Genomic DNA, 22,709 nt, shown 5'->3' on the forward strand with positions numbered 1-22,709 from the left:
GCAACAGCCACAGCCTGCCAGAGCGCGGGTAGAAATGGTCAATATCACCAAGACCTACGGCGCGATCCGCTCGCTGCGCGGGGTGAACCTCAAGCTGGCGCCGGGTGAAGTGTTGGGCCTGGTGGGTGATAACGGCGCGGGGAAATCCACGCTGACCAAAGTGCTTTCCGGCGCGGTGGTGCCCACCAGCGGCGCGATCCGCATTGATGGGGAAGAGATGCACTTTACCAATCCGGCGGACGCCCGCCGGTGTCATATCGAAATGGTTTATCAGGATCTGTCGCTGTGCGACACCGTTGACGTGGCCGGCAATCTGTTTATGGGTCGCGAACCGCTGAAGCATCTTCTGGGTATCCCGTTTCTCGACCAGGCAAAAATGCATGCCGATGCGCGGGAAATGCTGAAAGGATTGGGCATTTCGATTCCGGATACCCGCCTGCTGGTGCGCAATCTGTCGGGCGGTCAGCGTCAGGCGATTGCCATTGCCCGCGCGGCCGCCTTTGAGCCGAAAGTGCTGATCATGGACGAACCGACCGCCGCGCTGGCGGTGGCCGAAGTGGAAGCGGTACTCGAACTGATCCGGCGCGTCAGCGCGCGTGGCGTCAGCGTTATTCTGGTCACCCACCGCTTGCAGGATCTGTTCCTGGTCTGTGACCGCATTATGGTGATGTACGAAGGTACCAACGTGGCGGATCGTCAGGTGGCTGATACCAGCCTCAGCGATATCGTTAACCTGATTGTCGGCGAGAAATTCACCGCACATTCTGCCGCCGCGCAATGAGGTAAACGGGATGAGTATGATCAATTTAAGCGGTACACGCATGATCCGGCATTCGCTGCCGCGTCGCCTGCTGCACAACCATTCTGGCGTGGTCAGTATCGCGCTGTTTTTCATCTTCTGTTGCGTGGTGTTCTCATTTATCACCAGCAACTTTCTCAGCAGCACCAACTGGCTGAATATCATCCGCCAGAGCGCCCCGCTGCTGATTGTCGCCACCGCGATGACGCTGGTGATCACCACCGGCGGTATCGATCTGTCGGTTGGTTCCACGCTGGCGCTGGTTGGCGCGCTGTCGGCGATTGCCCTGAACAGCTGGGGACTGCCCTGGCCGGTGGTGCTGATTGGCGGCCTGATGCTCGGCGCGCTGGTTGGGGCGATCAACGGTTTCTTTATTGCTTACGAAGGCATTCCCGCCTTTATCGTCACCCTCGCCACGCTGGCGGTGGTGCGCGGGGTGGCGCTGCTGATCACCCAGGGCTATTCGATTCCGATTCCGGCTGACAGCCCGTTTACCTTGATGGGCCGCGCGTGGGTGGTCGGCATTCCGATGCCGGCGCTGATTGGCATCGTGGTGCTGATTGTCGGTCATATCGTGCTAAATCATATGCGCTTTGGCCGTTACGTCACCGCCATTGGTGCCAACACCGAAGGCGCACGCCGCAGCGGGATCAACACCAAAGCGGTAACGATGCGCGTCTATATGATCAGCGGCATGGCGGCGGCACTGGCCGGGATGATTATCACCGCGCGTCTGGGCAGCGGTTCCTCCAACCAGGGCGAAGGCTTTGAATTGCAGGTGATTGCCGCGGTGGTGCTGGGCAGTACCAGCCTGTTTGGTGGCTTTGGCACCATTATCGGCACGCTGCTGGGTGCCCTGTCGATTGCCATCATTCAGAACGGTTTAATCCTGTCCCATATCTCGCCGTTTTATACCCAGATTGCCACCGGCACCATCATCCTGCTGGCGATTTGGCTGAACACCCGCATTCTTAACCCGGCGCGCGCGCCCTCGAAAGGATAGCTGATGAAAGGGTCTATTTTTCGCCATGCCGATCCCCTGCCCGTTGGGGTGAGCAGTGGCCATGTGATGACCGTATTAGGGCCGATGCCGCTGAGTGAGATGGGCGTGACGCTGATGCACGAACACATTCTGCTGGATGCGTCCGGCAAGTGGGTGGCGCCCTGCTGCTGTAGCGATCGTCATGTGGCCGAGATGCCGGTCAAGATTGAAAATCTGGGTGAGCTGTCGCTTAACCCGTTGATGAGCCGCGATAACTGCCAGCTGTTTGATGTCGATGTCGCCATCGAGGAGGTGATGAAGTACCGCGAGCTGGGTGGCCAGACGGTGATCGACCCGACCAACATTGGCATCGGCCGCGATCCCAAAGCGTTGCAACGCATTTCCCGGCTGACCGGGCTGAATATCGTGATGGGCACCGGCCTGTATCTGGAGCCTTCGCATCCCGAATGGGTGAAGACTATCTCGGTCGAACAGCTGACCGAAAAGCTGATTTACGATGTCGGCGGCGCGGAAGAAAAGCCGGAGGTGATTGCCGGTCTGATTGGCGAAATCGGCGTTTCCAGCCGCTTTACCGCCGATGAAGAAAAGTCGTTGCGGGCCGCCGGCCGGGCCAGCGCGGCAACCGGCGTGCCGATTGAGGTGCACCTGCCGGGTTGGGAACGACTGGGCCATAAGGTGCTGGATATTCTGGAACAGGAAGGCGCCGATCTGCGTCATACGGTGCTGTGCCATATGAACCCCAGTTTTGCTGACAAACGTTATCAGCGTGAACTGGCGCAGCGCGGGGCGTTTCTGGAATACGACATGATCGGCATGAGCTACTACTACGCCGATGAGACTGCGCAGTCGCCTTCTGATGAAGAGAATGCGCGGGCGATCCGCGAACTGATCGATGACGGCTTTATTCAGCAAGTTCTGCTGTCGCAGGATGTTTTTCTCAAAACCATGCTGACCCGCTACGGCGGCCACGGTTACGGCTACATCCTTAAACATTTCGTTCCCCGTCTGCGCCGCCATGGCGTCAGTGGTGAGCAGCTTGAAACATTAATGATTGCTAACCCGCAGCGCGTATTTGGCGGGTAAAGGGAGAGAATAATGCCAAAGAAAATTCTGCTGGTCGGTGAATCCTGGACCAGCACCTCAACACACGTTAAGGGCTTCGACCAGTTCGCCACGGCAACCTGGCACAATGGTGCCACCGATTTCCTTGCCGCGCTGGCCGACAGCGATTACGCCATCACCCATATGCCGGCCCATGAAGCGCCGGTCAGTTTTCCGCTGACGCTTGCGGCCTTACAGGAGTGGGACGCGATTATCCTTTCCGATATCGGTGCCAATACGCTGTTGCTGCATCCCGATACCTGGCTGAAAAGCCAGCGCACGCCGAACCGTCTGGCGTTGATCCACGATTACGTCGCCGCCGGCGGCAGCCTGATGATGATTGGCGGCTATTACAGTTTCCAGGGGATCAACGGTGGCGCGCGCTACCGCAACACCGCTGTGGAAAAGGTGCTGCCGGTTCGCTGCCTGGCCTGGGATGACCGGATTGAATCGCCGGAAGGCATTTATCCGGAGATCAAAGAGTCACACGCGGTGTTCAACGATATTGCGGGCGACTGGCCGTGGCTGCTGGGCTACAACGAAGTGGAGATGCAGCCGGAAGGCACGCTGCTGGCGACCATCGCGGGCACGGCGCATCCGCTGGTCGCGGTGCGCGAATATCAACAAGGCCGCTCGTTAGTCTGGACCAGCGATATGTCAGCGCACTGGCTGCCGACGGAGTTTGCCGCCTGGCCAGGCTATCGTCAGCTGTGGATCAACTGTCTGGACTGGCTGACGGAGAAGGCATAATGGCCGTGGCTAACCTGCTGTCCCCGCCTGAGGAGTCCGGCGCATGACCGATCGAACGCTTCAGCTTGCCCAGCGCCTGCTGGGCTTCGATACCATTAATCCGCCCGGCAACGAAGCGGCCTGCATGGCCTTTTTGGCCGGCTGGCTGGAGGACAATGGCTTTGAGGTGACGCTCAGCGGATTCGGCAAGGATCGCGAGAACCTGATCGCCCGGATCGACGGCGAATCAGAGGGCGATCCGCTGGGCTTTACCGGCCATCTCGATACCGTGCCGCTGGGCAATCAAACCTGGCAGTACGATCCTTTTGGGTCGTCGATCGACGGGGATCGTCTGTACGGTCGTGGTACCAGTGATATGAAAGCGGCCGTGGCGGCGTTTGCCGTGGCCTGCGTGGACAATCTGGCGACCATCCGCAGAGGTTCAGGCGTGGTCATGCTGATAACGGGCGGAGAAGAAACCGGCTGTGACGGCGCGAAAGCGCTGATTTCGGCTGGCGATCTGCCGGCGGTGGGCGCATTGATCGTCGGTGAACCGACGGCTAACTACCCGGTGATTGGCCATAAGGGCGCGTTGTGGTTACGGTGCGAAACGCGGGGCAAAACGGCGCACGGCGCGATGCCGGAGCTGGGGATCAACGCCATTTATCTGGCGGCGGAAGCGTTAGGTAAGATCCAGACGTTCACGCCCGGCGCCCCTCACCCACTGATGAAGCAGCCGACGATCAACGTTGGCCGCATCCACGGCGGGCTGAATATTAACTCGGTGCCGGACCGCACGCAGTTTGATGTGGATATTCGTACCGCACCCAATCTGCATCACGCCACCATCCGTCAGAACCTTACCACCACGCTGGGCGAAAAGGTGATGGTGTCCACGCTGGTCGATCTGCCTGCGGTGCTGAGTGAAGAGAATAACCGCTGGATTGCCGATGTGTATCGGCGTTGTCAGCCGCTGCACGACCAGCCGATTGAGGCGAAAATCGTCCCCTACTTTACCGATGCATCGTTGCTGCTGCCGGCAATGGGCAATCCGCCGTGCATTATTTTGGGGCCAGGAGAGCCGACCATGGCACATCAGACCGATGAGTATTGCCTGCTGAGCCGCCTTGCCGACGCGGAAAGGCTGTATGGCCAGCTGATAGTTGACTGGCAAAACGGCTGAATGTTAATGGGCGCCGCGGGTGTCCAGCGCTTTTTGCAGCGAGGCATCGACCAGATAATAGATCTGCGAATCTTTTAAGGTGCCGTCCAGCAAGACGGTGCTCCAGTGCGACTTATTCAGATGGTCGCTGGGACGGACGTCGGTATGCGCTTCACGCAGTAAATCGGCCAGCGCCGGTGTGGCTTTCAACGCCACGGCCGGACGGCCATCCACCTCGTGCACCAGCGCAAACAGCACGTCATCCACTTTAATTTGGGTCGCTTTCCAGTCGCTGTGCACGCTTTGCTCCGCGCCTGGCTTATCCATACAGTAAGACAGAAGATCCGATACGTTCATCTTTTACATTCTCCTTGCAGCCTGGCAATGTTGTCGGTTTTTTGCCCGGCGTTGGTAGGTGAGTATAGGCGATCTGGCGTATCTGACGACTTATTCGCCTTGCAGCGTGGCAACAATCTGCCGCGATCCGCCCTGCACGCGGTGCTCACCGAGCCAGATCCCCTGCCACGTACCAAGCATCAAACGCCCACGACCGATGGGCAATAGCAGCGACGTGCCTAACAGCGACGACTTGATATGCGCGGGCATGTCATCAGCCCCCTCATAATCGTGTTTGTAAGGCGCGTTTTCCGGCACGGCGCGCAGGAAATGCTGTTCCATATCGCTGCGCACCGTTGGGTCGCAATTCTCATTGAGGGTCAAAGACGCGGAGGTGTGTTGTAGCAGCAGATGAAGCAGCCCAACCTGCACGTCGCTTAAGCGCCGCAGCTCGTCAACGATCTCTTCGGTAACCAGATGAAATCCACGGGATTTGGGGCTTAAGGTAATCGTCTGCTGATACCACATTGTCTTGTTCCTTTAACTCAATGAGTGCGGGCGTGCAGTTACATTACAGCAGCCATGGCTTCGGCCACCTGGTGAACGTTTTGGCTGTTCAGCCCGGCGACACACATGCGGCCGCTGGCGATCAGGTAAACGCCGAACTCTTCGCGCAGGCGATCAACCTGTGCTGCGCTCAGGCCGGTGTAGCTGAACATGCCACGCTGCTTCAGCAGGTAGTCGAAGCTTTTACCCGGCATCGCCTGGGTCAACGCGTCGACCAGCGCCTGACGCATAGAGGAGATACGCACGCGCATCTCTTCTACTTCGGCCAGCCAGCTGGCTTTCAGTTCAGCATCGTTCAGCACGCAGGACACCACCTGGGCACCGAAGTTAGGTGGGCTGGAGTAGTTGCGACGTACGGTCGCTTTCAGCTGGCCCAGCACGCGAGAGGCTTCTTCCGCATCATCACAGACCACTGACAGGCCGCCAACGCGCTCACCGTACAGCGAGAAAATTTTAGAGAATGAGTTGCTGACCAGCGCTGGCAAGCCTGCCGCGGCAATAACGCGGATCGCATACGCATCCTCTTCCATTCCGGCACCAAAGCCCTGATAGGCGATGTCGAGGAACGGGATCAGATCGCGGGTCTTCAGCACTTCGGTCACGCTGTCCCACTGAGCGTTAGTCAGATCGGCACCAGTCGGGTTATGGCAGCATGGGTGCAGCAACACGATGGTCTGCGCGGGCAAGGTGTTCAGCTTGGCCATGAACTGGTCAAACTTCACGCCGTTGGTCTCTTCGTCGTACCACGGATAGGTGCTGACCTCGAATCCGGCACCGCTGAAGATCGCGACATGGTTATCCCAGGTCGGATCGCTGACGCACACAGACGAGCCAGGGAAGTAGGTTTTCAGGAAGTCTGCACCGACTTTTAACGCGCCAGAGCCACCGACTGTCTGGATGGTTGCAATGCGACCCGCTTTCAGCGCCGGGTGATCCTGCCCGAACAGTAACGGGGCAATCGCGCTACGGTAAGGTGCCAGGCCATCCATCGGCAGGTAAACCGAGGCATTCTGTGCCTGGGCTGTCAGGCGCGCTTCCGCTTCTGCCACGGCTTTCAGCTGGGGGATTACACCGTGGCCGTCATAATACAGGCCGATGCTCAGGTTCACCTTTTGCGGTCGGGTATCCTGCTTGAACGTCTCCATCAGGGAGAGAATTGGATCGCCAGCGTAGGCATCAACGTTTTGAAACACGGTGCAGATCTCCATTAATTGGTGTGGTGTTGTAGGTTAACAACTTATCAGACGTAATAGCGGCCAGGGCGATGGTTCATGGCAATGATCAGATTGAGGATCAGCGCGCCAACGATTGAAGCGGCCAGCATCGGCATGGAAACCACAAATAATGACGCCAGCACCACGCAGGTATCGACGCCCATTTGCAGCTTCCCGGCACGAATACCGTACCGATCCTGCAGCCATAACGCCAGAATATTGATGCCGCCGAGACTGGCTTTATGGCGAAACAACACTATAAACCCAATTCCCATTATCACGTTACCGAACAGTGTGGCGTAAAAGGGATCCAACGCGGAAAAGTGGATGAAAAGCGGATGTAAATGGGTGAACAGCGACACCAACCCGACCGCGCAGAAGGTTTTTAGGGTGAATGCCCAACCCATGCGGCTTGCCGCCAGCCAGTAGAACGGCAGATTGATCACAAAGAAGGCCACGCCGAAAGAGGTGTGCGTCAGGTAACTGATCAGGAAGGCGATGCCCGCAGTGCTGCCGGTTAACGCGCCAGCCGTTTTTAGCAGCGTAATACCAAAGGAGACCAGCAGCGTACCAAACAGGATCGCCAGCGCATCTTCAACCAGGGTGTGGGGGACTTTTGTGGGGGAAACGACATTATCCATGGTGCTGATTCTCAGAGAAATAGTCTCTGGGTATAGCAAAAATCGCACCAATCCGGCAGTAAAGACGACTGCCGGATGGTGCCAGCGAATTATCCCATTGAATACAAGGCGCTTTACTACTTATTTTCGTGCATGAAAGACGGGCTACTCCGTCAGATCACGCACTCAAATTCTTTTTCCTACACGTTTCACGCATCAACACCGCGTTTCATGCACTAACACGATCCACTCACGCACTGTTTTGGTGCACTCAGCCCTCAGGCGGGGGTCATCACGCCATTCTCTTTTAAACGGGTTAACACCACGGACGTTTTGACATGTGACACGCTTTGGTGACCGGCAACCAGCTGGCTGATTAAGGCACTGAGCCCGGCCAGATCCTTCACCGCCACCTTCAGTAAATAGTCGGCGTCGCCAGTGGTTTTATAGGCATCGACAATCGCCGACTGCTCGGCAACCATGCTGTGGAAGCTGTCAACGTAGTCTGAAGTATGGTTAATCAGGCGCACTTCAATCAGCCCAATCATGCCTAAACCGACCGCATCCGGCGACAGCCGCGCGTGGTATCCCAGAATCAAGCCCGCCTGCTCAAGGTTGATGCGGCGGCGCGAGCATTGTGAGGCAGAAAGCCCCACCAGATCGCTCAGTTCCTGATTGGTCAGACGACCATTAGTTTCAAGTAAAGTCAGTATCTTAAGGTCGTAATCATCTATCTGGGTCATTATCGATCCGGGCGGCTAATCAGGGACGCTACCCAGACAGATAACCGCATTTTTCGCCTGGTTGTCCAACACTATTTTCTGATGGATAGGCCAGGCGATGCACATTTCGTGCATGACGGGTTATTCGTCGTCGTATTGCGGGCCAGCATAGTTATCAAAACGCGACCACTGACCGTTAAAGGTCAGGCGCACCGTGCCGATCGGGCCGTTACGCTGTTTACCCAGAATGATTTCCGCAATGCCTTTCTGATCGCTGTTTTCGTGGTAGACCTCATCACGGTAGATAAACATGATTAAGTCGGCATCCTGCTCGATGGAGCCTGATTCACGCAGGTCGGAGTTGACCGGGCGCTTATCGGCACGCTGCTCCAGGGAGCGGTTAAGCTGCGACAGCGCCACCACCGGCACCTGAAGCTCTTTCGCCAGCGCCTTGAGGGAACGGGAGATTTCGGCAATTTCTAACGTACGGTTGTCAGAAAGCGACGGCACGCGCATCAGCTGAAGGTAATCGATCATGATCATGCTCAGGCCGCCGTGTTCGCGGAAGATACGGCGTGCACGGGAGCGGACTTCCGTCGGCGTCAGGCCCGAGGAGTCATCGATAAACATGTTCTTTTTCTCCAGCAGAATGCCCATGGTGCTGGAGATACGCGCCCAATCCTCATCATCGAGCTGGCCGGTACGGATACGGGTTTGATCGACGCGGGAAAGTGACGCCAGCATACGCATCATGATCTGTTCGCCGGGCATCTCCAGACTGAAAATCAGCACCGGTTTGTCCTGCAGCATCGCGGCGTTTTCACACAGGTTCATGGCGAAGGTGGTTTTACCCATCGCCGGACGCGCCGCGACGATAATCAGATCCGAACGCTGCAGACCGGCGGTCTTCTTGTTCAGATCCTGATAGCCGGTATCCACGCCGGTCACACCATCGTGCGGCGTCTGATACAGCGATTCGATCCTGGCGATCGTCGCCTCAAGGATCTGATCGACACTCTTCGGGCCGGTATCTTTATTGGCACGGCTTTCGGCGATCTGGAACACGCGGGATTCCGCCAGATCGAGCAGATCTTCGCTGGTGCGTCCCTGCGGATCGTAACCCGCATCGGCAATTTCATTCGCCACCGAGATCATCTCACGTACCACCGCACGTTCGCGCACGATATCCGCATAGGCGCCGATGTTCGCCGCACTTGGCGTGTTTTTTGACAGCTCGGCCAGATAGGCAAATCCACCGACCAGATTCAGCTCGTTTTTGGTTTCCAGCGATTCAGACAGGGTGATCAAATCGATGGGTTTGCCCAGTTCCAGCAGGCGCTGCATTTCGCTGAAGATCATCCGGTGCGGGCGGCTGAAGAAGTCCAGCGCGACCACGCGTTCGGAGACGTTATCCCAGCGTTCGTTATCCAGCATTAACCCGCCCAACACGGACTGTTCCGCTTCGAGAGAATGGGGCGGCAACTTCAGCCCTTCCATCTGCCGGTCGCGCGGTTCACGGTTTTCGTTGGATTTGTTGGTGGGTTTATTTCCTGCCATAGTGATGCAATACCGAAGAGTGTGGGGACGGGCAAGTATACCCGTTTGGGATGCTGTCGTCCTCCCTCAATACAGCGGAATCAACAGGAGTGAGCATGCCAAAACGTATACAAATCAGCCAGCATGGCGGACCGGAAGTGATGCAACTGATTGATGTCGCGATGCCAGAACCCGCGGCCGGGGAAGTGGTGGTAGAGAATAAAGCGATCGGCATTAACTACATCGATACCTATATGCGGACCGGCCTGTACCCGGCGTCATTGCCTTCTGGCCTGGGCACGGAAGCGGCTGGCGTGGTGAAGAGCGTGGGGGACGGCGTGACGGCGGTTAAGCCGGGCGATCGCGTGGTCTATGCGCAGTCGGCGTTGGGGGCCTACAGCGAGTTCCATGCGGTGCATGTCGATAAGCTGGCGTTAATTCCGGACAACATCTCCTTTGAGCAGGCCGCCGCCTCGTTCCTGAAAGGGCTGACGGTTCACTATCTGCTGCGCCAGACCTATGTGGTACAACCGGGCGAGATTTTCCTGTTCCAGGCCGCGGCGGGCGGCGTCGGTCTGATTGCCTGCCAGTGGGCGAAAGCCTTGGGCGCACATCTGATCGGTACGGTGGGTTCGGCTGAAAAAGCGCAGCGTGCGAAACAGGCCGGCGCCTGGGCGACCATTAACTACCGCGAAGAAGACATCGCCAAACGCGTCAGCGAGTTAACCGACGGCAAGAAGGTGCGGGTGGTTTACGATTCGGTCGGCAAAGATACCTGGGAAGCGTCGCTGGACTCTCTGCAACGGCGGGGATTGATGGTCAGCTTTGGTAACTCGTCCGGCCCGGTCAGCGGCGTGAATCTGGCGATCCTCAACCAGAAAGGCTCGTTATACGTCACCCGCCCTTCCCTGAATGGCTACGTCACCAACCGCGATGCGTTAACCAGCGCCAGCAATGAGCTGTTTTCGCTGATTGGCAGCGGAGCGATTAATGTCGATGTGCCGGAGCAGCAGAAGTTTGCCTTGAAGGATGCGCAGCAGGCGCACAAAACGCTGGAGAGTCGGGCTACGCAAGGCTCAAGCCTGCTGATCCCCTGATCGCCGGTGGCGGTAAATTTCCCGATCGCCAGATGCAAACAGGGCTTCCCGTAGGAAGCCCCTTTTTTCTTTTTTTTAGTTCGCGCTGGTTGTAGGGTCAGAGCGATGAATTCGTGTCAATTCAGTGGAAACATCCTGGCAGAATTCATAAGTAAATAATATGTTTAATTGCTGATTCGTCTATGCAATATGCCATCTTGTGATCCAGTGCGCATTCTTTACGGTAATTTACCGACTAACACGTTGATATTACCGGGATAACCAACGGTCCACTTTCGAGTTCGGTTTTTTACAGGCGCGATAAATCCATACCGCCACCACCGCCAATGCCAGCCAAGGCAACAATTTTATAACAATCGCCAACATGCCGCCAAAGAACATAACCACGGTAGCCACGACCAGCGCGGCGATAATGCCGAGCACGGAGATGCCGGTCAGCAGCAGCATGACAAAGAAGCCAAGCACAAATAAGATTTCCATCAGGTTCGCTCCAGAGAATAGATTCCTACAGGACTATTACAAGAAGCGTGCCAGGGTTGGCGATCGATTAAGCCATTGAATTGATTGGAATGGAATAATGAGTGGTAAAGTGCACCTGGTGAAATTGATGACTAATTGGTGAAGCGGTGACGATAATCGCACAGTTCACACCGTCGCGGCCTGACCTGTGCGTTGATCCTGATTCTGAAGCTTAAACCGCGGCCGGGATTTTATCCGCCACCAGCGCCAACGCCTGCTCAACCGTTTCGATATTGGCTCCCGGCTTATGGGCGTTCTCGCTCAGGTGACGTCGCCACTGGCGCGCGCCCGGAATGCCCTGGAACAGGCCCAACATATGCCGCGTGATGTGGCCAAGATAGGTGCCGTTCGCCAGTTCAGCCTCAATGTACGGATACATGGCACGCACCACCGCCACCGGGTCCGGGGCGGGTAACTCGCTCCCAAACAGTTCGCGATCGACCTGCGCCAGCAGCCCAGGGTTCTGATACGCCTCACGGCCCATCATCACGCCATCGACGTGCTGCAAATGCACTTTGGCTTCGTCCAGTGACTTAATGCCGCCATTGATCGACATCGTCAGATGCGGGAAATCACGCTTCAGTTGGTAGACGCGTTCGTAATCCAGTGGCGGGATCTCGCGGTTCTCTTTCGGGCTCAGCCCCGACAGCCATGCCTTGCGGGCATGAATGATAAAGCTGTCGCAGCCGCCCTGCTCTGACACCTGACGGATAAACTCACAGAGGAATTCATAGCTGTCCTGCTCATCAATGCCGATGCGGGTTTTCACCGTCACCGGGATCGACACCTGGTCGCGCATCGCTTTAATGCCATCGGCGACCAGCGCCGGTTCGCCCATCAGGCAGGCACCGAAGCGGCCATTCTGCACACGATCCGACGGACAGCCGACGTTCAGATTGATTTCGTTATAGCCTCGCGCTTCCGCCTGCTTCGCGCATTCGGCCAGCGCCGCAGCGTCATAGCCGCCCAGCTGCAGGGCAACAGGCTGTTCTGCCTGGTTCCACGCCAGATAATCGCCTTTGCCGTGCACAATGGCACCGGTAGTAACCATCTCGGTGTACAGCAGGGAATGGCGCGTTAACTGACGCAGGAAATAACGGCAATGACGGTCGGTCCAGTCAAGCATCGGGGCAACGGAAAAACGGTGTGCAGGTAAAATCTGGGTCATAAAGCGCGCAAACTCGGTGTGATTAACAAATGACGATAATGTGCGCAATGATAACACGCCTGTCGGCGGAGACACACCTTCAGCACGCGGGCCAACGCATTATCGCGGGCATTGCCGCAGTTAACCGCTGTGACGGGGAGACGGAATACAGGGCGGAAGAGGATCCCGCCCTGTTGTTAACCCTTCAGGCTGAGGTAGCCCGGGGATCAGAAGGTGAAGTTCAGCTGGGCAACTGCACCCCAGGTTCTGTCGTCGCCTTTCATACCGGCCAGATCCAGGTGCACCTTGCCAAACGGTGACAGGCCAAAACCGGCGGTGTAGACGTTGGTATCGTTAGACTTCATGTCGGCACGGTAACCGGCACGCAGCTGTAACCAGCTCAGCAGGCGGTACTCGGCACCCACACCCGCATACTGACTTTCTTCCTGCGTTTTGAAGCCTTTGGTTGGCGTTACGTCAACGTCCAGCGCAGCCGTCAGTCGCTCAGTATGGAAAGACACACCAGGCGTGACGATTGGGCTGATCTGGTAGGTATCTTTGTAGCCGTTCACTTCTTTGGTATCGATATCGCGCGAAATAAGGTTCTGCGCGCTCAGACCCAGCGTCCAGTTGTCGCCAATATCGGTGGCGGCACCGGCATCAAGGTTGAAGCCGCTGTTGGTGTTTTTGTAACGACCGTTGGTGAAATCTGATTTGTCGTAGTTATAAACCGAGGCGCTGTAGTTATACAGGTAGGTTTTCTGCAGCTTTGGCGTGACGCCAAAGGAAACCGGATGGCCTGCGATGTTGAACTCGTGCGCAACCGCCACACCGTAATCATAAACAATCGCGCCACGTCCGAGGCCAGCCGATGTCAGCTTGCTCTGATCGCCCGGCAGTGGGAATACGGTGCCATCGGCGACGCCCTGAAGATAATCAATATCGCTTTGGGTGACATCTGCCGTAACGTGCGCGGTGCCGTAGGCCTTGGTCACGAAAGCAAATGGCAGCGTTTCATTGGGAATGGTTACCGCAAACGCCGCGCCCGCCGTGCCGTGGGCCTGATTCCCCTTGATACCGCGCAGCTGACTGGCCAAATCGCCAGCCGCCGCCTGCACTTTTGGGTAATCCGCAAAGCTGGTGATGTTGTTGGCAATGTCCTGATAGCGATCGACGCTGTCGGTCAGGTCATCAACTTTATCCACCAGATTATTTTTATCCGTCACCTGCAGACCGGCAGCCGGAAAGATCACGCTGACCGTGTCATCCGGTTTTGCTTTAGTCATTAACGCGGGGTTAGCCAGCACCGCCGTGCCGTAAGTAGAGGAAGCCACACCCGTCCCACCCATGGCGTCATTACGGGCATCGTAATAGTTGCCAGCGGCTAACGCGCTAAGGGGGGCCAGAAACACTATGGGAAAAACTGCAGGACGGGAAAAACTGTTCAACTTACGGATTAATTTCGCCATTTTACCTAGAACCCACCGTGACAAAAGAGGAAAAACGCCCGTTCAGGCGTGAAGATTTCTGCTGCCTGAATAATGGACACAAAGGCAACATTTCATTGCTGTGAAGTAAGTAACAATGGTGGGGCTTATCTGCTCATTGGCTGTTTGTTTATCTGTTATCAGGCTAATCAATAAGCATTTTGATCCCGTCATTTAAGGCCAGGATCGCTGTAACGCCCAGTAAAAAGGTAGTCAGTAACGTTACAGCCTGCAAATTACATTAATAGAGTTTTATAGAAATTTTATGGCACGGTTTGAAACTCTTTAACCAATCAGTATCGCTAACCGTTTTCTCTTGAGGGAAATACCACTCATTTTAAGAGTTTTTTCAGTCTGTTAAACGGTAACAGCCGGCGGATTGACGCGTTAAGGCGGGATTCGGCGATTTTCGGTGGACGTGATAACATAACAAACCGATCTGACCTGAGGGGAAAGTTATGAACGTAAGCAGTCCTGAAAAAATCCTGTCGCAGGCTGAAGCCCTGTGCCAGCAACGTAACGTCAGACTGACGCCTCAGCGTATGGAAGTATTGCGGCTGATGAGCCAGCACCATGGGGCAATCAGCGCCTATGACCTGCTGGATCTGCTGCGGGCAAGCGAGCCTCAGGCGAAGCCGCCAACGGTTTATCGCGCGCTGGATTTTCTGCTCGAACAGGGATTTGTGCACCGCGTTGAGTCCACCAACAGCTACGTGGTCTGCCATCATTTCGAACAACCTTCCCATACTTCTGCGATGCTGATTTGCGATCGCTGCGGGTCGGTTGCAGAGCAACAGGCTGAAGGGGTGGAAAACATTTTGAAAATGCTGGCCCTGACTTCGGGATTCGCACTGGCTAACAGTGTTATCGAAGCTCATGGGTTGTGCCGGGGTTGTGTCGAAGTGGAAGCTTGTACGCATCAGGATGCATGCCAGCACGATCATACTGTCGCCAGCAAGAAGCGTGGCAAGTAGAGCATCATCGCAGTGAATGCTGAAGTAATGAAGGTGAAGTGCCGGGGAATTAAGTGGCACTGTCCTTGTGCCGGGGTAGGAGCATCGTCCAGAATCCTGTCAGAGATTTTGCTGCAAATCAGAAACGGTGGTTATTGTGGGTTTCCCACTCACCGAGTTCCTTCTCTGCTTGCTCTTTGCCATATCCGTAGCGTTCCTGAATCTTGCCTACAAGCTGATCGCGTTTACCTTCGACGACGGTCAGATCGTCATCAGTCAGCTTGCCCCATTTTTCTTTAAATTTACCTTTCAACTGTTTCCAGTTACCGCTGGCTTCGTCTTTGTTCATCTTATAACTCCTCAACCTTAGGTTCACAGCTTTAGGGATTTCGTCTTTGCAGACCACACAGCAGCAACATAAAACGCTGCTTAACTGCTTAACGTACAGATAATTGTAGTAGATGATGGCGAGTTTGCCCGTAATGGCGAAAGATAAAGCCACATTTTTAGCTAAAAGTGACAGCGAAAAGTGAAAAAAGGCAGGGAGATCAGCAGATAACGAAGCGGCAGGTGGGTGTAACGAATTATTTCAGCCCGCAAACCAACTGTTGTTGCGCCAGTGCCTGCGCCAGATGAGCCACAACGTCAGCCCACGCAGCAGCAGGAACACGGTAACGGCCAGCCACAGACCATGGTTGCCTAACGCCGGCACGGTGAACAGCGTCGCGCCGTAGCCCAGTGCCGCAATCAGCATGCCATTGCGCATTTCACTGGCGCGCGTAGCACCAATAAACATGCCATCCAGCAGATAACACCAGACCCCGCAGACCGGCAGGACAATCTGCCAGAACAGATAGGTGTCAGCCTGCTGCTGCAGCTCAGGGATGGAGGTCAGTAAGGCAACAATATGCGTGCCGGTCAGTCCATAGATAATCGAGAAGGCCAGCGCCACCAGTCCTGCCTGACGGCAGGCCGCGTGCCAAATCAGCAGCAACCTTTTTGCGTCCTTTGCCCCATAGGCTTCGCCGGAGCAGGCTTCTACCGCATAGGCAAAGCCGTCCAGCGCGTAAGCGGTGAAGGTCAGGAACATCAGCAATACGGCGTTGACGGCGACGACCTCACTGCCCAGCCGCGCCCCCAATATCGTCAACGAAACAAAGCACAGTTGCAGCAGTAAAGAGCGCAACATAATGTCGCGATTCAGCCGCAGCAGCCGGCCGAAATTGCCCTGCCAGGCGGTTTTCAGCATCGGCAGCGAAATGCCCCGCAGTTTCAGCACCCGCCAGACCATCACCAGCCCAATCGCCAGCGTGACGTATTCTGCAATCGCCGTGGCCGCCGCCGCACCCTGTACGCCCCAGCCCAGCCCCATCACGAACCACAGATCCAGCACGATGTTGACCAGGTTTCCCACAACCAGCAGGATCACCGGTGCACGGGCATACTGTACGCCCAGCAGCCAGCCCAGTAATACCAGGTTGGCAAGCGTCGCAGGTGCACTTAACCAGCGGATATTCATGAACAGGGTGGCCTGATGCAGCACGGCAGGATCGCCACCCACGACAGAGAGCGCCAGGTGGTTAAGCGGGGATTTCAGCAGAATGAACAGCAGGCCAGCCGCCAGGGCAATCAATAGCGGTTGCATCAGTGCACGTGCCAGCGCAGGTTTATCACCCGCACCAAAGGCCTGCGCCGTTAATCCGGTGGTGCTCATCCGCAGGAACAGCAGCAGCATAAACAGGAAGCTGGTCGCGGTAGTGCCCACGGCAACGCCGCCGAGGTAGGAAGGACTGTCAAGGTGACCAATGACCGCGGTATCCACCAGGCCCAGCAAGGGCACGGAGATATTCGACAGGATCATTGGCAGCGCCAGCCGCCAGAGTTGGTTATCTGAGGGAGAAAATAATCGCATGGTCATCCACTGTGCGACTGGCTTAAAAGCATCACGCAAGCTGAATATGCCAGTCAATAAGGCATACAGCTTACCAAAAGAGAAACGCGCCGCGAAAGCAGCGCGTTAAGGTCAGGCGTTTACAGCCAGTTGCCGTTGCGGATTACACCGACGGCCAGACCTTCAATCGACAGGGTCTGCAAGCGCAGATCGACCACGATCGGTTGGAATTCGCCGTTTTCAGGCAGCAGATGCACGATATTGCCCTGCTTTTTAAGGCGCTTTACCGTCACCTCATCGTCAATGCGCGCTACCACGACCTGGCCGTTACGCACATCCTGAGTCTTGTGCACAGCTAACAGATCGCCGTCCATAATCCCGATATCTTTCATCGACATGCCGCTAACACGCAGCAGGAAGTCGGCGCCCGGCTTGAACAGTTCAGGATCCACCTTGTAGTGGCCTTCAATGTGCTCTTGCGCCAGCAAAGGTTCACCTGCGGCGACACGGCCAATCAGCGGCAACCCTTCCTCTTCTTCCATCATCAGACGGATACCGCGAGAGGCGCCGGAAACAATCTCGATCACGCCTTTACGTGCCAGCGCTTTGAGATGCTCTTCAGCCGCATTCGGGGAACGGAAACCGAGCTGTGCAGCGATTTCTGCCCGCGTCGGTGGCATGCCGGTCTGGTTAATGTGGTCGCGTATCAGGTCATAGACCTGCTGCTGCCTTGCAGTTAGTGCTTTCATCCCGCCCCCTGGTTGTTTATACAGTCAGCTGTGAGTATATACAGGTATTTGTGCGTTGAAAACCTAAAGATGCGGAAAAAACAGCAGTTTGTCAGATTATGGAAAACGCGCCGTAATCAGGGAATTAGCAGCATTACCCAGACGAAAACAGCGAGTAATATCGTCAGCAAGACGGCAGCGGAGCCCATATCTTTGGCGCGACCCGATAAAGGATGCATCTCGCTGCCAATGCGGTCGACCACCGCTTCCAGCGCGCTGTTAAGGATTTCAACAATGATCACCAACATCACCGACCCAATCAGCAGCACCCGGGTGACGGCGTCCACATCCAGCCAGCACGCCACAATCACCGCGACAATGCCGGCCACCGCTTCCTGGCGAAAAGCCGCTTCGTTTTGCCAGGCGGCGCGTATTCCTTTCCACGAATAACCGGCTGCATTAATGATGCGAGTCAATCCGGTGACGTTATTTGCCATAATCAGGGAACCCTTTGAGATGTTTAACGTCAATGTCTGGGTGGCGCACATTTTGCAACACCACAGATCTCACTGGCGCTTTCTGGTATGCTTGCGGCGCTTTGCTAACAAGAGGCTTCATGGTATCTATGTCAGGTTGGCGTAACTTATATTATAACTTATTGAATTTACCAGTAAAATTCCTGGTAAAAAGTAAAGCGATTCCCGCCGAGCCGGTTTCCGAGCTGGCGCTGGATACATCGCGCCCTATTATGTATGTGCTGCCTTATGATTCAAAGGCCGATCTGCTGGCGTTGCGTGAGCAATGCCGTAAACAGGATCTGCCCGATCCTTTAGATCCGCTGGAAATCGACGGTACGGTTTTGCCACGTCATGTGTTTATCCATGACGGCCCACGCGTATTCCCCTATTTCGTGCCTAACGTCGAATCGGTAAAACTGTTCCACGAATACCTCGATTTGCACCGCAGCAACCCGCTGCTGGACGTGCAGATGGTGCCGGTATCCGTGATGTTTGGCCGTGCACCAGGCCGCGAAGTGCAGGGCGACGATCAGCCTCATCTGCGCGTATTGAATGGCATCCAAAAATTCTTTGCCGTGCTGTGGTTAGGCCGCGACAGCTTTGTCCGCTTCTCACCGATGGTTTCCCTGCGCCGTATGGCAACGGAACACGGCACCGACAAAATCATTGCGCAAAAACTGGCGCGCGTGGCACGCATGCACTTTGCCCGTCAGCGCCTGGCGGCCATTGGCCCGCGTTTGCCGGTGCGTCAGGATCTGTTCAATAAACTGCTGCAGTCCAAAGCTATCGCTAAAGCAGTGGAAGACGAAGCGCGCAGCAAGAAAATCTCCCATGAAAAAGCCCAGCAGAACGCCGTTGAGCTGATGGAAGAGATCGCCGCCGACTTCTCTTATGAAGCCATCCGTCTGACGGACCGCATCATGGGCTGGACGTGGAGCAAGCTGTATCAGGGCATCAACGTCAACGGCGGCGAGCGCGTGCGTCAGCTGGCGCAAGACGGCCACGAGATCGTCTACGTGCCCTGCCACCGCAGCCATATGGACTACCTGCTGCTCTCTTATGTGCTGTATCACCAGGGCCTGGTGCCACCGCACATTGCCGCCGGTATCAACCTGAACTTCTGGCCAGCGGGCCCGATTTTCCGCCGTCTGGGCGCATTCTTTATCCGCCGTACCTTCAAGGGTAACAAGCTCTACTCAACGGTATTCCGTGAATATCTTGGCGAGCTGTTCACCCGGGGTTACTCGGTAGAATACTTTGTCGAAGGCGGTCGTTCCCGTACTGGTCGTCTGCTTGACCCGAAAACCGGCACGCTGTCGATGACTATTCAGGCGATGCTGCGCGGCGGTAACCGCCCTATCACGCTGGTGCCGATCTATATCGGTTATGAGCACGTGATGGAAGTGGGAACCTACGCTAAAGAGTTGCGTGGCGCGACCAAAGAAAAAGAAGGCTTTATGCAGATGGTGCGCGGACTGCGCAAGCTGCGTAACCTCGGCCAGGGTTATGTGAACTTCGGCGAGCCGCTGCCGCTGGTGACCTACCTGAACAAGCATGTGCCGGAGTGGCGTGATGCCATCGACCCCATCGAAGCTCAGCGCCCAGCCTGGCTGACGCCTGCGGTTAATGACATCGCGCAGCGCGTGATGGTGCGTATCAACAACGCCGGTGCGGCCAATGCCATGAACCTGTGTGTTACCGCCCTGCTCGCATCGCGCCAGCGCTCGCTGACCCGTGAACAGTTGACCGAGCAGTTGGCGTGCTACGTTCAGTTGCTGCGTAACGTGCCGTATTCGCCGGACTCGACCGTGCCGGACATGACGCCAGAAGCGCTGCTGAACCATGCGTTAAGCATGAACAAGTTCGATATTGAGCAGGATAACATCGGCGAAATCATCGTACTGCCGCGCGAGCAGGCCGTGCTGATGACCTACTATCGCAACAACGTTCACCATATGCTGGTGATGCCGTCGCTGATCGCGGTGATCCTGTCGCATTACCGCGAATTGAGCCGGGCCGAGCTGCTGCGTCAGATCAGCGTGATTTATCCGATGCTGAAGAGCGAGCTGTTCCTGCACTGGAATAAAGAAGATCTGCCCGCCGTGCTGGATTCGCTGGTGAGCGAGATGGCGCGTCAGGGGCTGCTGACGGCCGATGATCAGACGCTGCGTCTGAGCCCGGCACGCTTCCCAACGCTGCAACTGCTGGCGGCGGGTGTGCGTGAAACGCTGCAGCGTTATGCCATCACCTTCTCTATCCTCAGCGCGAATCCGTCGATCAACCGCGGGACGCTGGAAAAAGAGAGCCGGACCATGGCTCAGCGCCTGTCGGTACTGCACGGCATCAACTCGCCGGAGTTCTTCGACAAAGCGGTGTTCTCTTCACTGGTGCTGACCCTGCGTGATGAAGGCTATATCAGTGATACCGGCGATGCGCAGGTAGAACAGACGCACAGGGTCTATCAGATGCTGGCTGACCTGATCACTCAGGAAGTGCGAATGACGATTGAAAGTGCGGGACCGCACGAGTAAGCGTCAGGGCATAAAAAAAGGGTCGATGAGCAATCATCGACCCTTTTTTATTGGCATGACTCAGAGCCAGCCAGAGAATGGCGCCGTGCTGAGGGCAATCCCCAGGAACAACACCAAACCAACGTAGTTGTTGTTCAGGAAAGCCTGGAAACAGGGATCGCGTTCGCGGGCTGAGATCAGCTTCTGCTGATGCACGAACAGCGCGCCAGCCACCAGAATGGACCAGTAAAATGCGCCGCCAAGCTGCATCCGCCAGCCAATCACCGTCATCAGTACCAGCGTCGCCAGCTGCAACAAACCCACGATCAGCTTATCGAAACGACCAAACAGAATGGCGGTGGATTTGACGCCAATCTTCAGGTCATCATCGCGATCGACCATGGCATACAGCGTGTCATAAGCCACCGTCCAGCAAATATTCGCGGCGAACAGCAGCCAGCAGGTCAGCGGCACGGTTTCACTGACTGCCGCCCAACCCATCGGGATAGCCCAGCCAAATGCCGCGCCCAGCACCACCTGCGGCAGATGGGTGTAGCGCTTCATAAAGGGATAGACCCACGCCAGCGCCAGCCCACCAAACGACAGCCAGATGGTCATCGCGTTCATGGTCAGAACCAGACAGAACGACACCAGCACCAGTCCGGCAAACAGCAGCTTGGCCTCTTTTGAGGTCACCGCGCCGCTCGGCAATGGGCGCGATTGGGTGCGCTTTACATGACCATCAATCTTACGGTCGGCAAAGTCGTTGACCACGCAGCCAGCGGCACGCATGAAAAAGACCCCCAGCACAAAGACAATCAGGATATTCAGCGGCGGGATCTGCATTCCCGCCAACCACAGCGCCCAGAAGGTCGGCCACATCAGCAACAGCGAGCCAATCGGCTTATCAATACGCATAAGGCGGCTGTAGGCCCGGAATTTACTCATTGGCAGACTTCTCTCCACGTTACTCATCTCCGGCACCGGTTAGCGAGGCATACAGCGGTGCAGACGGTAAAAACAGCTCGGTCAGCAATAACGGCTTGCCGGAAAGGCGCAGCAAAGAGCGACGTCCCCACAGCTCGCCACTCTTGCCTGGCTCGATAAAATCGCGCGTCAGCGTGGAAGAGGCAAACAGGTAACGGCCCAGCGGGCGCGTGCCAAGCTGCTGCAACATCTGCTCAGGCCCGTTCAGGGTAGATTCCGGTACGATGGTCCGCCCGGCAAGCCAGGGTTCGCCATCGCCGCACAGCAGAATTTCACGCAGCCAGTAGCGGGACTCTTGCGGCAACAACGCCACGTCGTCACCGACCTCTTCTGCGGCAATAAAACCTTCCTGCACCACTTTTACCGTCACTTGCTGACAATGGCGCTCAAAACGTTGGGTCATGGAGTCTTCTTCCATCAACCAGTCCAGCAGCGGGGCTGAAAGCAAGGGTGATGAGGCTGGCAGCCAGTCGAGGGCGCGCAATTGCACCAGCGCGTTATCAGCCATTCGGCTTCTCCGGGCAAAAATTTTGGTGCCACAGTGTAACGCAGAGGCTGGGAGAGAACACAGATTGCTGGAGGAAATAGTGCGGATTTCAGGTCGGTAAAGTAAGAGGTTGGCGCGCCTGGGACGGCGCGCCAACATCTTATTCGCGTTTCAGCCGGTTACTGTTGGCCAGCCACAGCGTGACCACCAGGATCAGTATGGCAATGGAGTAGGCCAGCGTATCCACCGGGTTTTTGTGATCGACAATGATCAACCGGATGATCGCCGTAATGCCGATATAGACGAAATAGCGCAGCGGGAAGTGATAGCCCGACTGGAAGTATTTGACTATTAAGGCAATAAACTCGAAGTAAAGGAAGTAGATCACTATGCCATCGATCAACAGATAAGAAGACGTCTGTTCGCCGGTGTTCAGCAACACGTTGGCCAGATGGAAGGTCTCCTTGCCAAGAAAGATCGCCAGAATAGCGGCCAGGACGATCAGCCCTATATTCAGCACCATCTGTAACAACCAGGCAATACGCGTCGCGGTAATCATGCAAAAACCCTCAAAAGTCACTGTTATCCGTCAGGAT

Annotated in this window: 24 protein-coding genes; 8 read left to right on the forward strand and 16 right to left on the reverse strand. The window is 56.2% G+C overall.

Features of this window, described 5'->3' with window-relative positions; translation table 11 throughout:
- Positions 1-34: 34 nt before the first annotated feature.
- From AC1UKS_RS20595 to AC1UKS_RS20615, 5 genes are read left to right on the forward strand one after another with little or no spacing between them, the layout of a single operon-like run.
- Positions 35-781, forward strand: a complete 747-nt coding sequence (locus tag AC1UKS_RS20595; protein ID WP_482437063.1) for an ATP-binding cassette domain-containing protein — start codon at positions 35-37, stop codon at positions 779-781.
- A 19-nt stretch (positions 782-800) separates the two neighbouring features.
- On the forward strand, positions 801-1,802 hold the full coding sequence (locus AC1UKS_RS20600) for an ABC transporter permease (RefSeq protein WP_482437064.1): 1,002 nt from the start codon (positions 801-803) through the stop codon (positions 1,800-1,802).
- A 3-nt stretch (positions 1,803-1,805) separates the two neighbouring features.
- Entirely contained in the window at positions 1,806-2,885 is a 1,080-nt protein-coding gene (locus tag AC1UKS_RS20605; protein ID WP_482435076.1) for a phosphotriesterase family protein, read from the forward strand.
- Positions 2,886-2,897: 12 nt separating this feature from the next.
- Positions 2,898-3,653 (forward strand): glutamine amidotransferase, encoded by a 756-nt coding sequence (locus tag AC1UKS_RS20610; RefSeq protein WP_482435077.1) that lies wholly within the window; start codon positions 2,898-2,900, stop codon positions 3,651-3,653.
- A 43-nt stretch (positions 3,654-3,696) separates the two neighbouring features.
- Positions 3,697-4,815, forward strand: coding sequence for a M20 family metallopeptidase (locus AC1UKS_RS20615; protein ID WP_482435078.1), 1,119 nt, complete (start codon positions 3,697-3,699; stop codon positions 4,813-4,815).
- Between the two features lie 3 nt (positions 4,816-4,818).
- On the opposite strand, the gene AC1UKS_RS20620 is transcribed toward AC1UKS_RS20615, so the two are convergent.
- The 6 genes from AC1UKS_RS20620 to dnaB all read right to left on the reverse strand — a co-directional run bounded on the left by AC1UKS_RS20620 (position 4,819) and on the right by dnaB (position 9,810).
- The gene (locus AC1UKS_RS20620) at positions 4,819-5,151 is read right to left on the reverse strand and encodes an MmcQ/YjbR family DNA-binding protein (protein ID WP_013200359.1); all 333 of its coding nucleotides are present in this window, start codon (positions 5,149-5,151) and stop codon (positions 4,819-4,821) included.
- A gap of 90 nt (positions 5,152-5,241) precedes the next feature.
- Complete coding sequence (locus AC1UKS_RS20625; RefSeq protein WP_482435079.1) at positions 5,242-5,658, reverse strand: secondary thiamine-phosphate synthase enzyme YjbQ; 417 nt, start codon at positions 5,656-5,658, stop codon at positions 5,242-5,244.
- A 38-nt stretch (positions 5,659-5,696) separates the two neighbouring features.
- Entirely contained in the window at positions 5,697-6,890 is a 1,194-nt protein-coding gene (locus AC1UKS_RS20630) for an amino acid aminotransferase (RefSeq protein ID WP_482435081.1), read from the reverse strand.
- A 47-nt stretch (positions 6,891-6,937) separates the two neighbouring features.
- Entirely contained in the window at positions 6,938-7,552 is a 615-nt protein-coding gene (locus AC1UKS_RS20635; protein ID WP_013200356.1) for a YitT family protein, read from the reverse strand.
- A 257-nt stretch (positions 7,553-7,809) separates the two neighbouring features.
- Positions 7,810-8,274 carry an Lrp/AsnC family transcriptional regulator gene (locus AC1UKS_RS20640; protein ID WP_106381885.1) on the reverse strand — a complete coding sequence of 155 codons (465 nt, stop codon included), beginning with the start codon at positions 8,272-8,274 and terminating at the stop codon, positions 7,810-7,812.
- A 120-nt stretch (positions 8,275-8,394) separates the two neighbouring features.
- A complete protein-coding gene (gene dnaB / locus AC1UKS_RS20645) occupies positions 8,395-9,810 on the reverse strand; it encodes a replicative DNA helicase (RefSeq protein WP_013200354.1) in 1,416 nt (471 codons plus the stop codon).
- Between the two features lie 95 nt (positions 9,811-9,905).
- Here dnaB and AC1UKS_RS20650 point away from each other — a divergent pair, with 95 nt between their 5' ends.
- Positions 9,906-10,886 carry an NADPH:quinone reductase gene (locus AC1UKS_RS20650; protein ID WP_482435082.1) on the forward strand — a complete coding sequence of 327 codons (981 nt, stop codon included), beginning with the start codon at positions 9,906-9,908 and terminating at the stop codon, positions 10,884-10,886.
- A gap of 249 nt (positions 10,887-11,135) precedes the next feature.
- Here the strand turns inward: AC1UKS_RS20650 and pspG are convergent, their stop codons facing one another.
- The 3 genes from pspG to AC1UKS_RS20665 form a co-directional block, all read right to left on the reverse strand.
- The gene (gene pspG / locus AC1UKS_RS20655; RefSeq protein ID WP_265911612.1) at positions 11,136-11,366 is read right to left on the reverse strand and encodes an envelope stress response protein PspG; all 231 of its coding nucleotides are present in this window, start codon (positions 11,364-11,366) and stop codon (positions 11,136-11,138) included.
- Between the two features lie 211 nt (positions 11,367-11,577).
- Entirely contained in the window at positions 11,578-12,573 is a 996-nt protein-coding gene (dusA, locus tag AC1UKS_RS20660) for a tRNA dihydrouridine(20/20a) synthase DusA (protein WP_106381949.1), read from the reverse strand.
- A 206-nt stretch (positions 12,574-12,779) separates the two neighbouring features.
- A complete protein-coding gene (locus AC1UKS_RS20665; protein ID WP_482435084.1) occupies positions 12,780-14,021 on the reverse strand; it encodes a conjugal transfer protein TraF in 1,242 nt (413 codons plus the stop codon).
- A gap of 476 nt (positions 14,022-14,497) precedes the next feature.
- On the opposite strand from AC1UKS_RS20665, the gene zur reads away from it, so the two are divergent.
- On the forward strand, positions 14,498-15,013 hold the full coding sequence (gene zur, locus AC1UKS_RS20670; RefSeq protein WP_013200349.1) for a zinc uptake transcriptional repressor Zur: 516 nt from the start codon (positions 14,498-14,500) through the stop codon (positions 15,011-15,013).
- Between the two features lie 118 nt (positions 15,014-15,131).
- Here the strand turns inward: zur and AC1UKS_RS20675 are convergent, their stop codons facing one another.
- The 4 genes from AC1UKS_RS20675 to AC1UKS_RS20690 all read right to left on the reverse strand — a co-directional run bounded on the left by AC1UKS_RS20675 (position 15,132) and on the right by AC1UKS_RS20690 (position 18,108).
- Positions 15,132-15,341, reverse strand: a complete 210-nt coding sequence (locus AC1UKS_RS20675; protein ID WP_013200348.1) for a CsbD family protein — start codon at positions 15,339-15,341, stop codon at positions 15,132-15,134.
- A 240-nt stretch (positions 15,342-15,581) separates the two neighbouring features.
- Positions 15,582-16,904 (reverse strand): MATE family efflux transporter DinF, encoded by a 1,323-nt coding sequence (gene dinF, locus AC1UKS_RS20680; protein WP_482435085.1) that lies wholly within the window; start codon positions 16,902-16,904, stop codon positions 15,582-15,584.
- Positions 16,905-17,023: 119 nt separating this feature from the next.
- Positions 17,024-17,632: a transcriptional repressor LexA gene (lexA, locus tag AC1UKS_RS20685; protein ID WP_265911615.1), complete on the reverse strand. Its 609-nt coding sequence runs from the start codon at positions 17,630-17,632 to the stop codon at positions 17,024-17,026.
- Positions 17,633-17,748: 116 nt separating this feature from the next.
- A complete protein-coding gene (locus tag AC1UKS_RS20690; protein ID WP_013200345.1) occupies positions 17,749-18,108 on the reverse strand; it encodes a diacylglycerol kinase in 360 nt (119 codons plus the stop codon).
- A 128-nt stretch (positions 18,109-18,236) separates the two neighbouring features.
- Between AC1UKS_RS20690 and plsB the strand changes: the two genes are divergently transcribed.
- A complete protein-coding gene (gene plsB, locus AC1UKS_RS20695) occupies positions 18,237-20,660 on the forward strand; it encodes a glycerol-3-phosphate 1-O-acyltransferase PlsB (RefSeq protein ID WP_013200344.1) in 2,424 nt (807 codons plus the stop codon).
- A gap of 60 nt (positions 20,661-20,720) precedes the next feature.
- Here plsB and ubiA read toward each other — a convergent pair whose 3' ends face one another.
- The 3 genes from ubiA to psiE form a co-directional block, all read right to left on the reverse strand.
- Entirely contained in the window at positions 20,721-21,605 is an 885-nt protein-coding gene (ubiA, locus tag AC1UKS_RS20700) for a 4-hydroxybenzoate octaprenyltransferase (RefSeq protein WP_265911646.1), read from the reverse strand.
- 1 nt (position 21,606) lies between these two features.
- Positions 21,607-22,134, reverse strand: coding sequence for a chorismate lyase (gene ubiC / locus AC1UKS_RS20705; RefSeq protein WP_265911616.1), 528 nt, complete (start codon positions 22,132-22,134; stop codon positions 21,607-21,609).
- A gap of 139 nt (positions 22,135-22,273) precedes the next feature.
- Positions 22,274-22,672 carry a phosphate-starvation-inducible protein PsiE gene (gene psiE / locus AC1UKS_RS20710; protein WP_013200341.1) on the reverse strand — a complete coding sequence of 133 codons (399 nt, stop codon included), beginning with the start codon at positions 22,670-22,672 and terminating at the stop codon, positions 22,274-22,276.
- Between the last annotated feature and the right edge of the window lie 37 nt (positions 22,673-22,709).

The organism is Erwinia sp. AK-PDG3-5, from assembly GCF_056821705.1.

What these genes read in the sequence shown, in the direction of transcription:
- AC1UKS_RS20595 (WP_482437063.1), top strand. Translation starts at nt 35, where the DNA reads ATGGTCAATATCACCAAGACCTACGGCGCGATCCGCTCGCTGCGCGGG.
- AC1UKS_RS20605 (WP_482435076.1), top strand. Translation starts at nt 1,806, where the DNA reads ATGAAAGGGTCTATTTTTCGCCATGCCGATCCCCTGCCCGTTGGGGTG.
- AC1UKS_RS20610 (WP_482435077.1), top strand. Translation starts at nt 2,898, where the DNA reads ATGCCAAAGAAAATTCTGCTGGTCGGTGAATCCTGGACCAGCACCTCA.
- AC1UKS_RS20615 (WP_482435078.1), top strand. Translation starts at nt 3,697, where the DNA reads ATGACCGATCGAACGCTTCAGCTTGCCCAGCGCCTGCTGGGCTTCGAT.
- AC1UKS_RS20620 (WP_013200359.1), bottom strand. Translation starts at nt 5,151, where the DNA reads ATGAACGTATCGGATCTTCTGTCTTACTGTATGGATAAGCCAGGCGCG.
- AC1UKS_RS20625 (WP_482435079.1), bottom strand. Translation starts at nt 5,658, where the DNA reads ATGTGGTATCAGCAGACGATTACCTTAAGCCCCAAATCCCGTGGATTT.
- AC1UKS_RS20635 (WP_013200356.1), bottom strand. Translation starts at nt 7,552, where the DNA reads ATGGATAATGTCGTTTCCCCCACAAAAGTCCCCCACACCCTGGTTGAA.
- AC1UKS_RS20640 (WP_106381885.1), bottom strand. Translation starts at nt 8,274, where the DNA reads ATGACCCAGATAGATGATTACGACCTTAAGATACTGACTTTACTTGAA.
- dnaB (WP_013200354.1), bottom strand. Translation starts at nt 9,810, where the DNA reads ATGGCAGGAAATAAACCCACCAACAAATCCAACGAAAACCGTGAACCG.
- AC1UKS_RS20650 (WP_482435082.1), top strand. Translation starts at nt 9,906, where the DNA reads ATGCCAAAACGTATACAAATCAGCCAGCATGGCGGACCGGAAGTGATG.
- pspG (WP_265911612.1), bottom strand. Translation starts at nt 11,366, where the DNA reads ATGGAAATCTTATTTGTGCTTGGCTTCTTTGTCATGCTGCTGCTGACC.
- dusA (WP_106381949.1), bottom strand. Translation starts at nt 12,573, where the DNA reads ATGACCCAGATTTTACCTGCACACCGTTTTTCCGTTGCCCCGATGCTT.
- AC1UKS_RS20665 (WP_482435084.1), bottom strand. Translation starts at nt 14,021, where the DNA reads ATGGCGAAATTAATCCGTAAGTTGAACAGTTTTTCCCGTCCTGCAGTT.
- zur (WP_013200349.1), top strand. Translation starts at nt 14,498, where the DNA reads ATGAACGTAAGCAGTCCTGAAAAAATCCTGTCGCAGGCTGAAGCCCTG.
- AC1UKS_RS20675 (WP_013200348.1), bottom strand. Translation starts at nt 15,341, where the DNA reads ATGAACAAAGACGAAGCCAGCGGTAACTGGAAACAGTTGAAAGGTAAA.
- dinF (WP_482435085.1), bottom strand. Translation starts at nt 16,904, where the DNA reads ATGCGATTATTTTCTCCCTCAGATAACCAACTCTGGCGGCTGGCGCTG.
- lexA (WP_265911615.1), bottom strand. Translation starts at nt 17,632, where the DNA reads ATGAAAGCACTAACTGCAAGGCAGCAGCAGGTCTATGACCTGATACGC.
- AC1UKS_RS20690 (WP_013200345.1), bottom strand. Translation starts at nt 18,108, where the DNA reads ATGGCAAATAACGTCACCGGATTGACTCGCATCATTAATGCAGCCGGT.
- plsB (WP_013200344.1), top strand. Translation starts at nt 18,237, where the DNA reads ATGTCAGGTTGGCGTAACTTATATTATAACTTATTGAATTTACCAGTA.
- ubiC (WP_265911616.1), bottom strand. Translation starts at nt 22,134, where the DNA reads ATGGCTGATAACGCGCTGGTGCAATTGCGCGCCCTCGACTGGCTGCCA.
- psiE (WP_013200341.1), bottom strand. Translation starts at nt 22,672, where the DNA reads ATGATTACCGCGACGCGTATTGCCTGGTTGTTACAGATGGTGCTGAAT.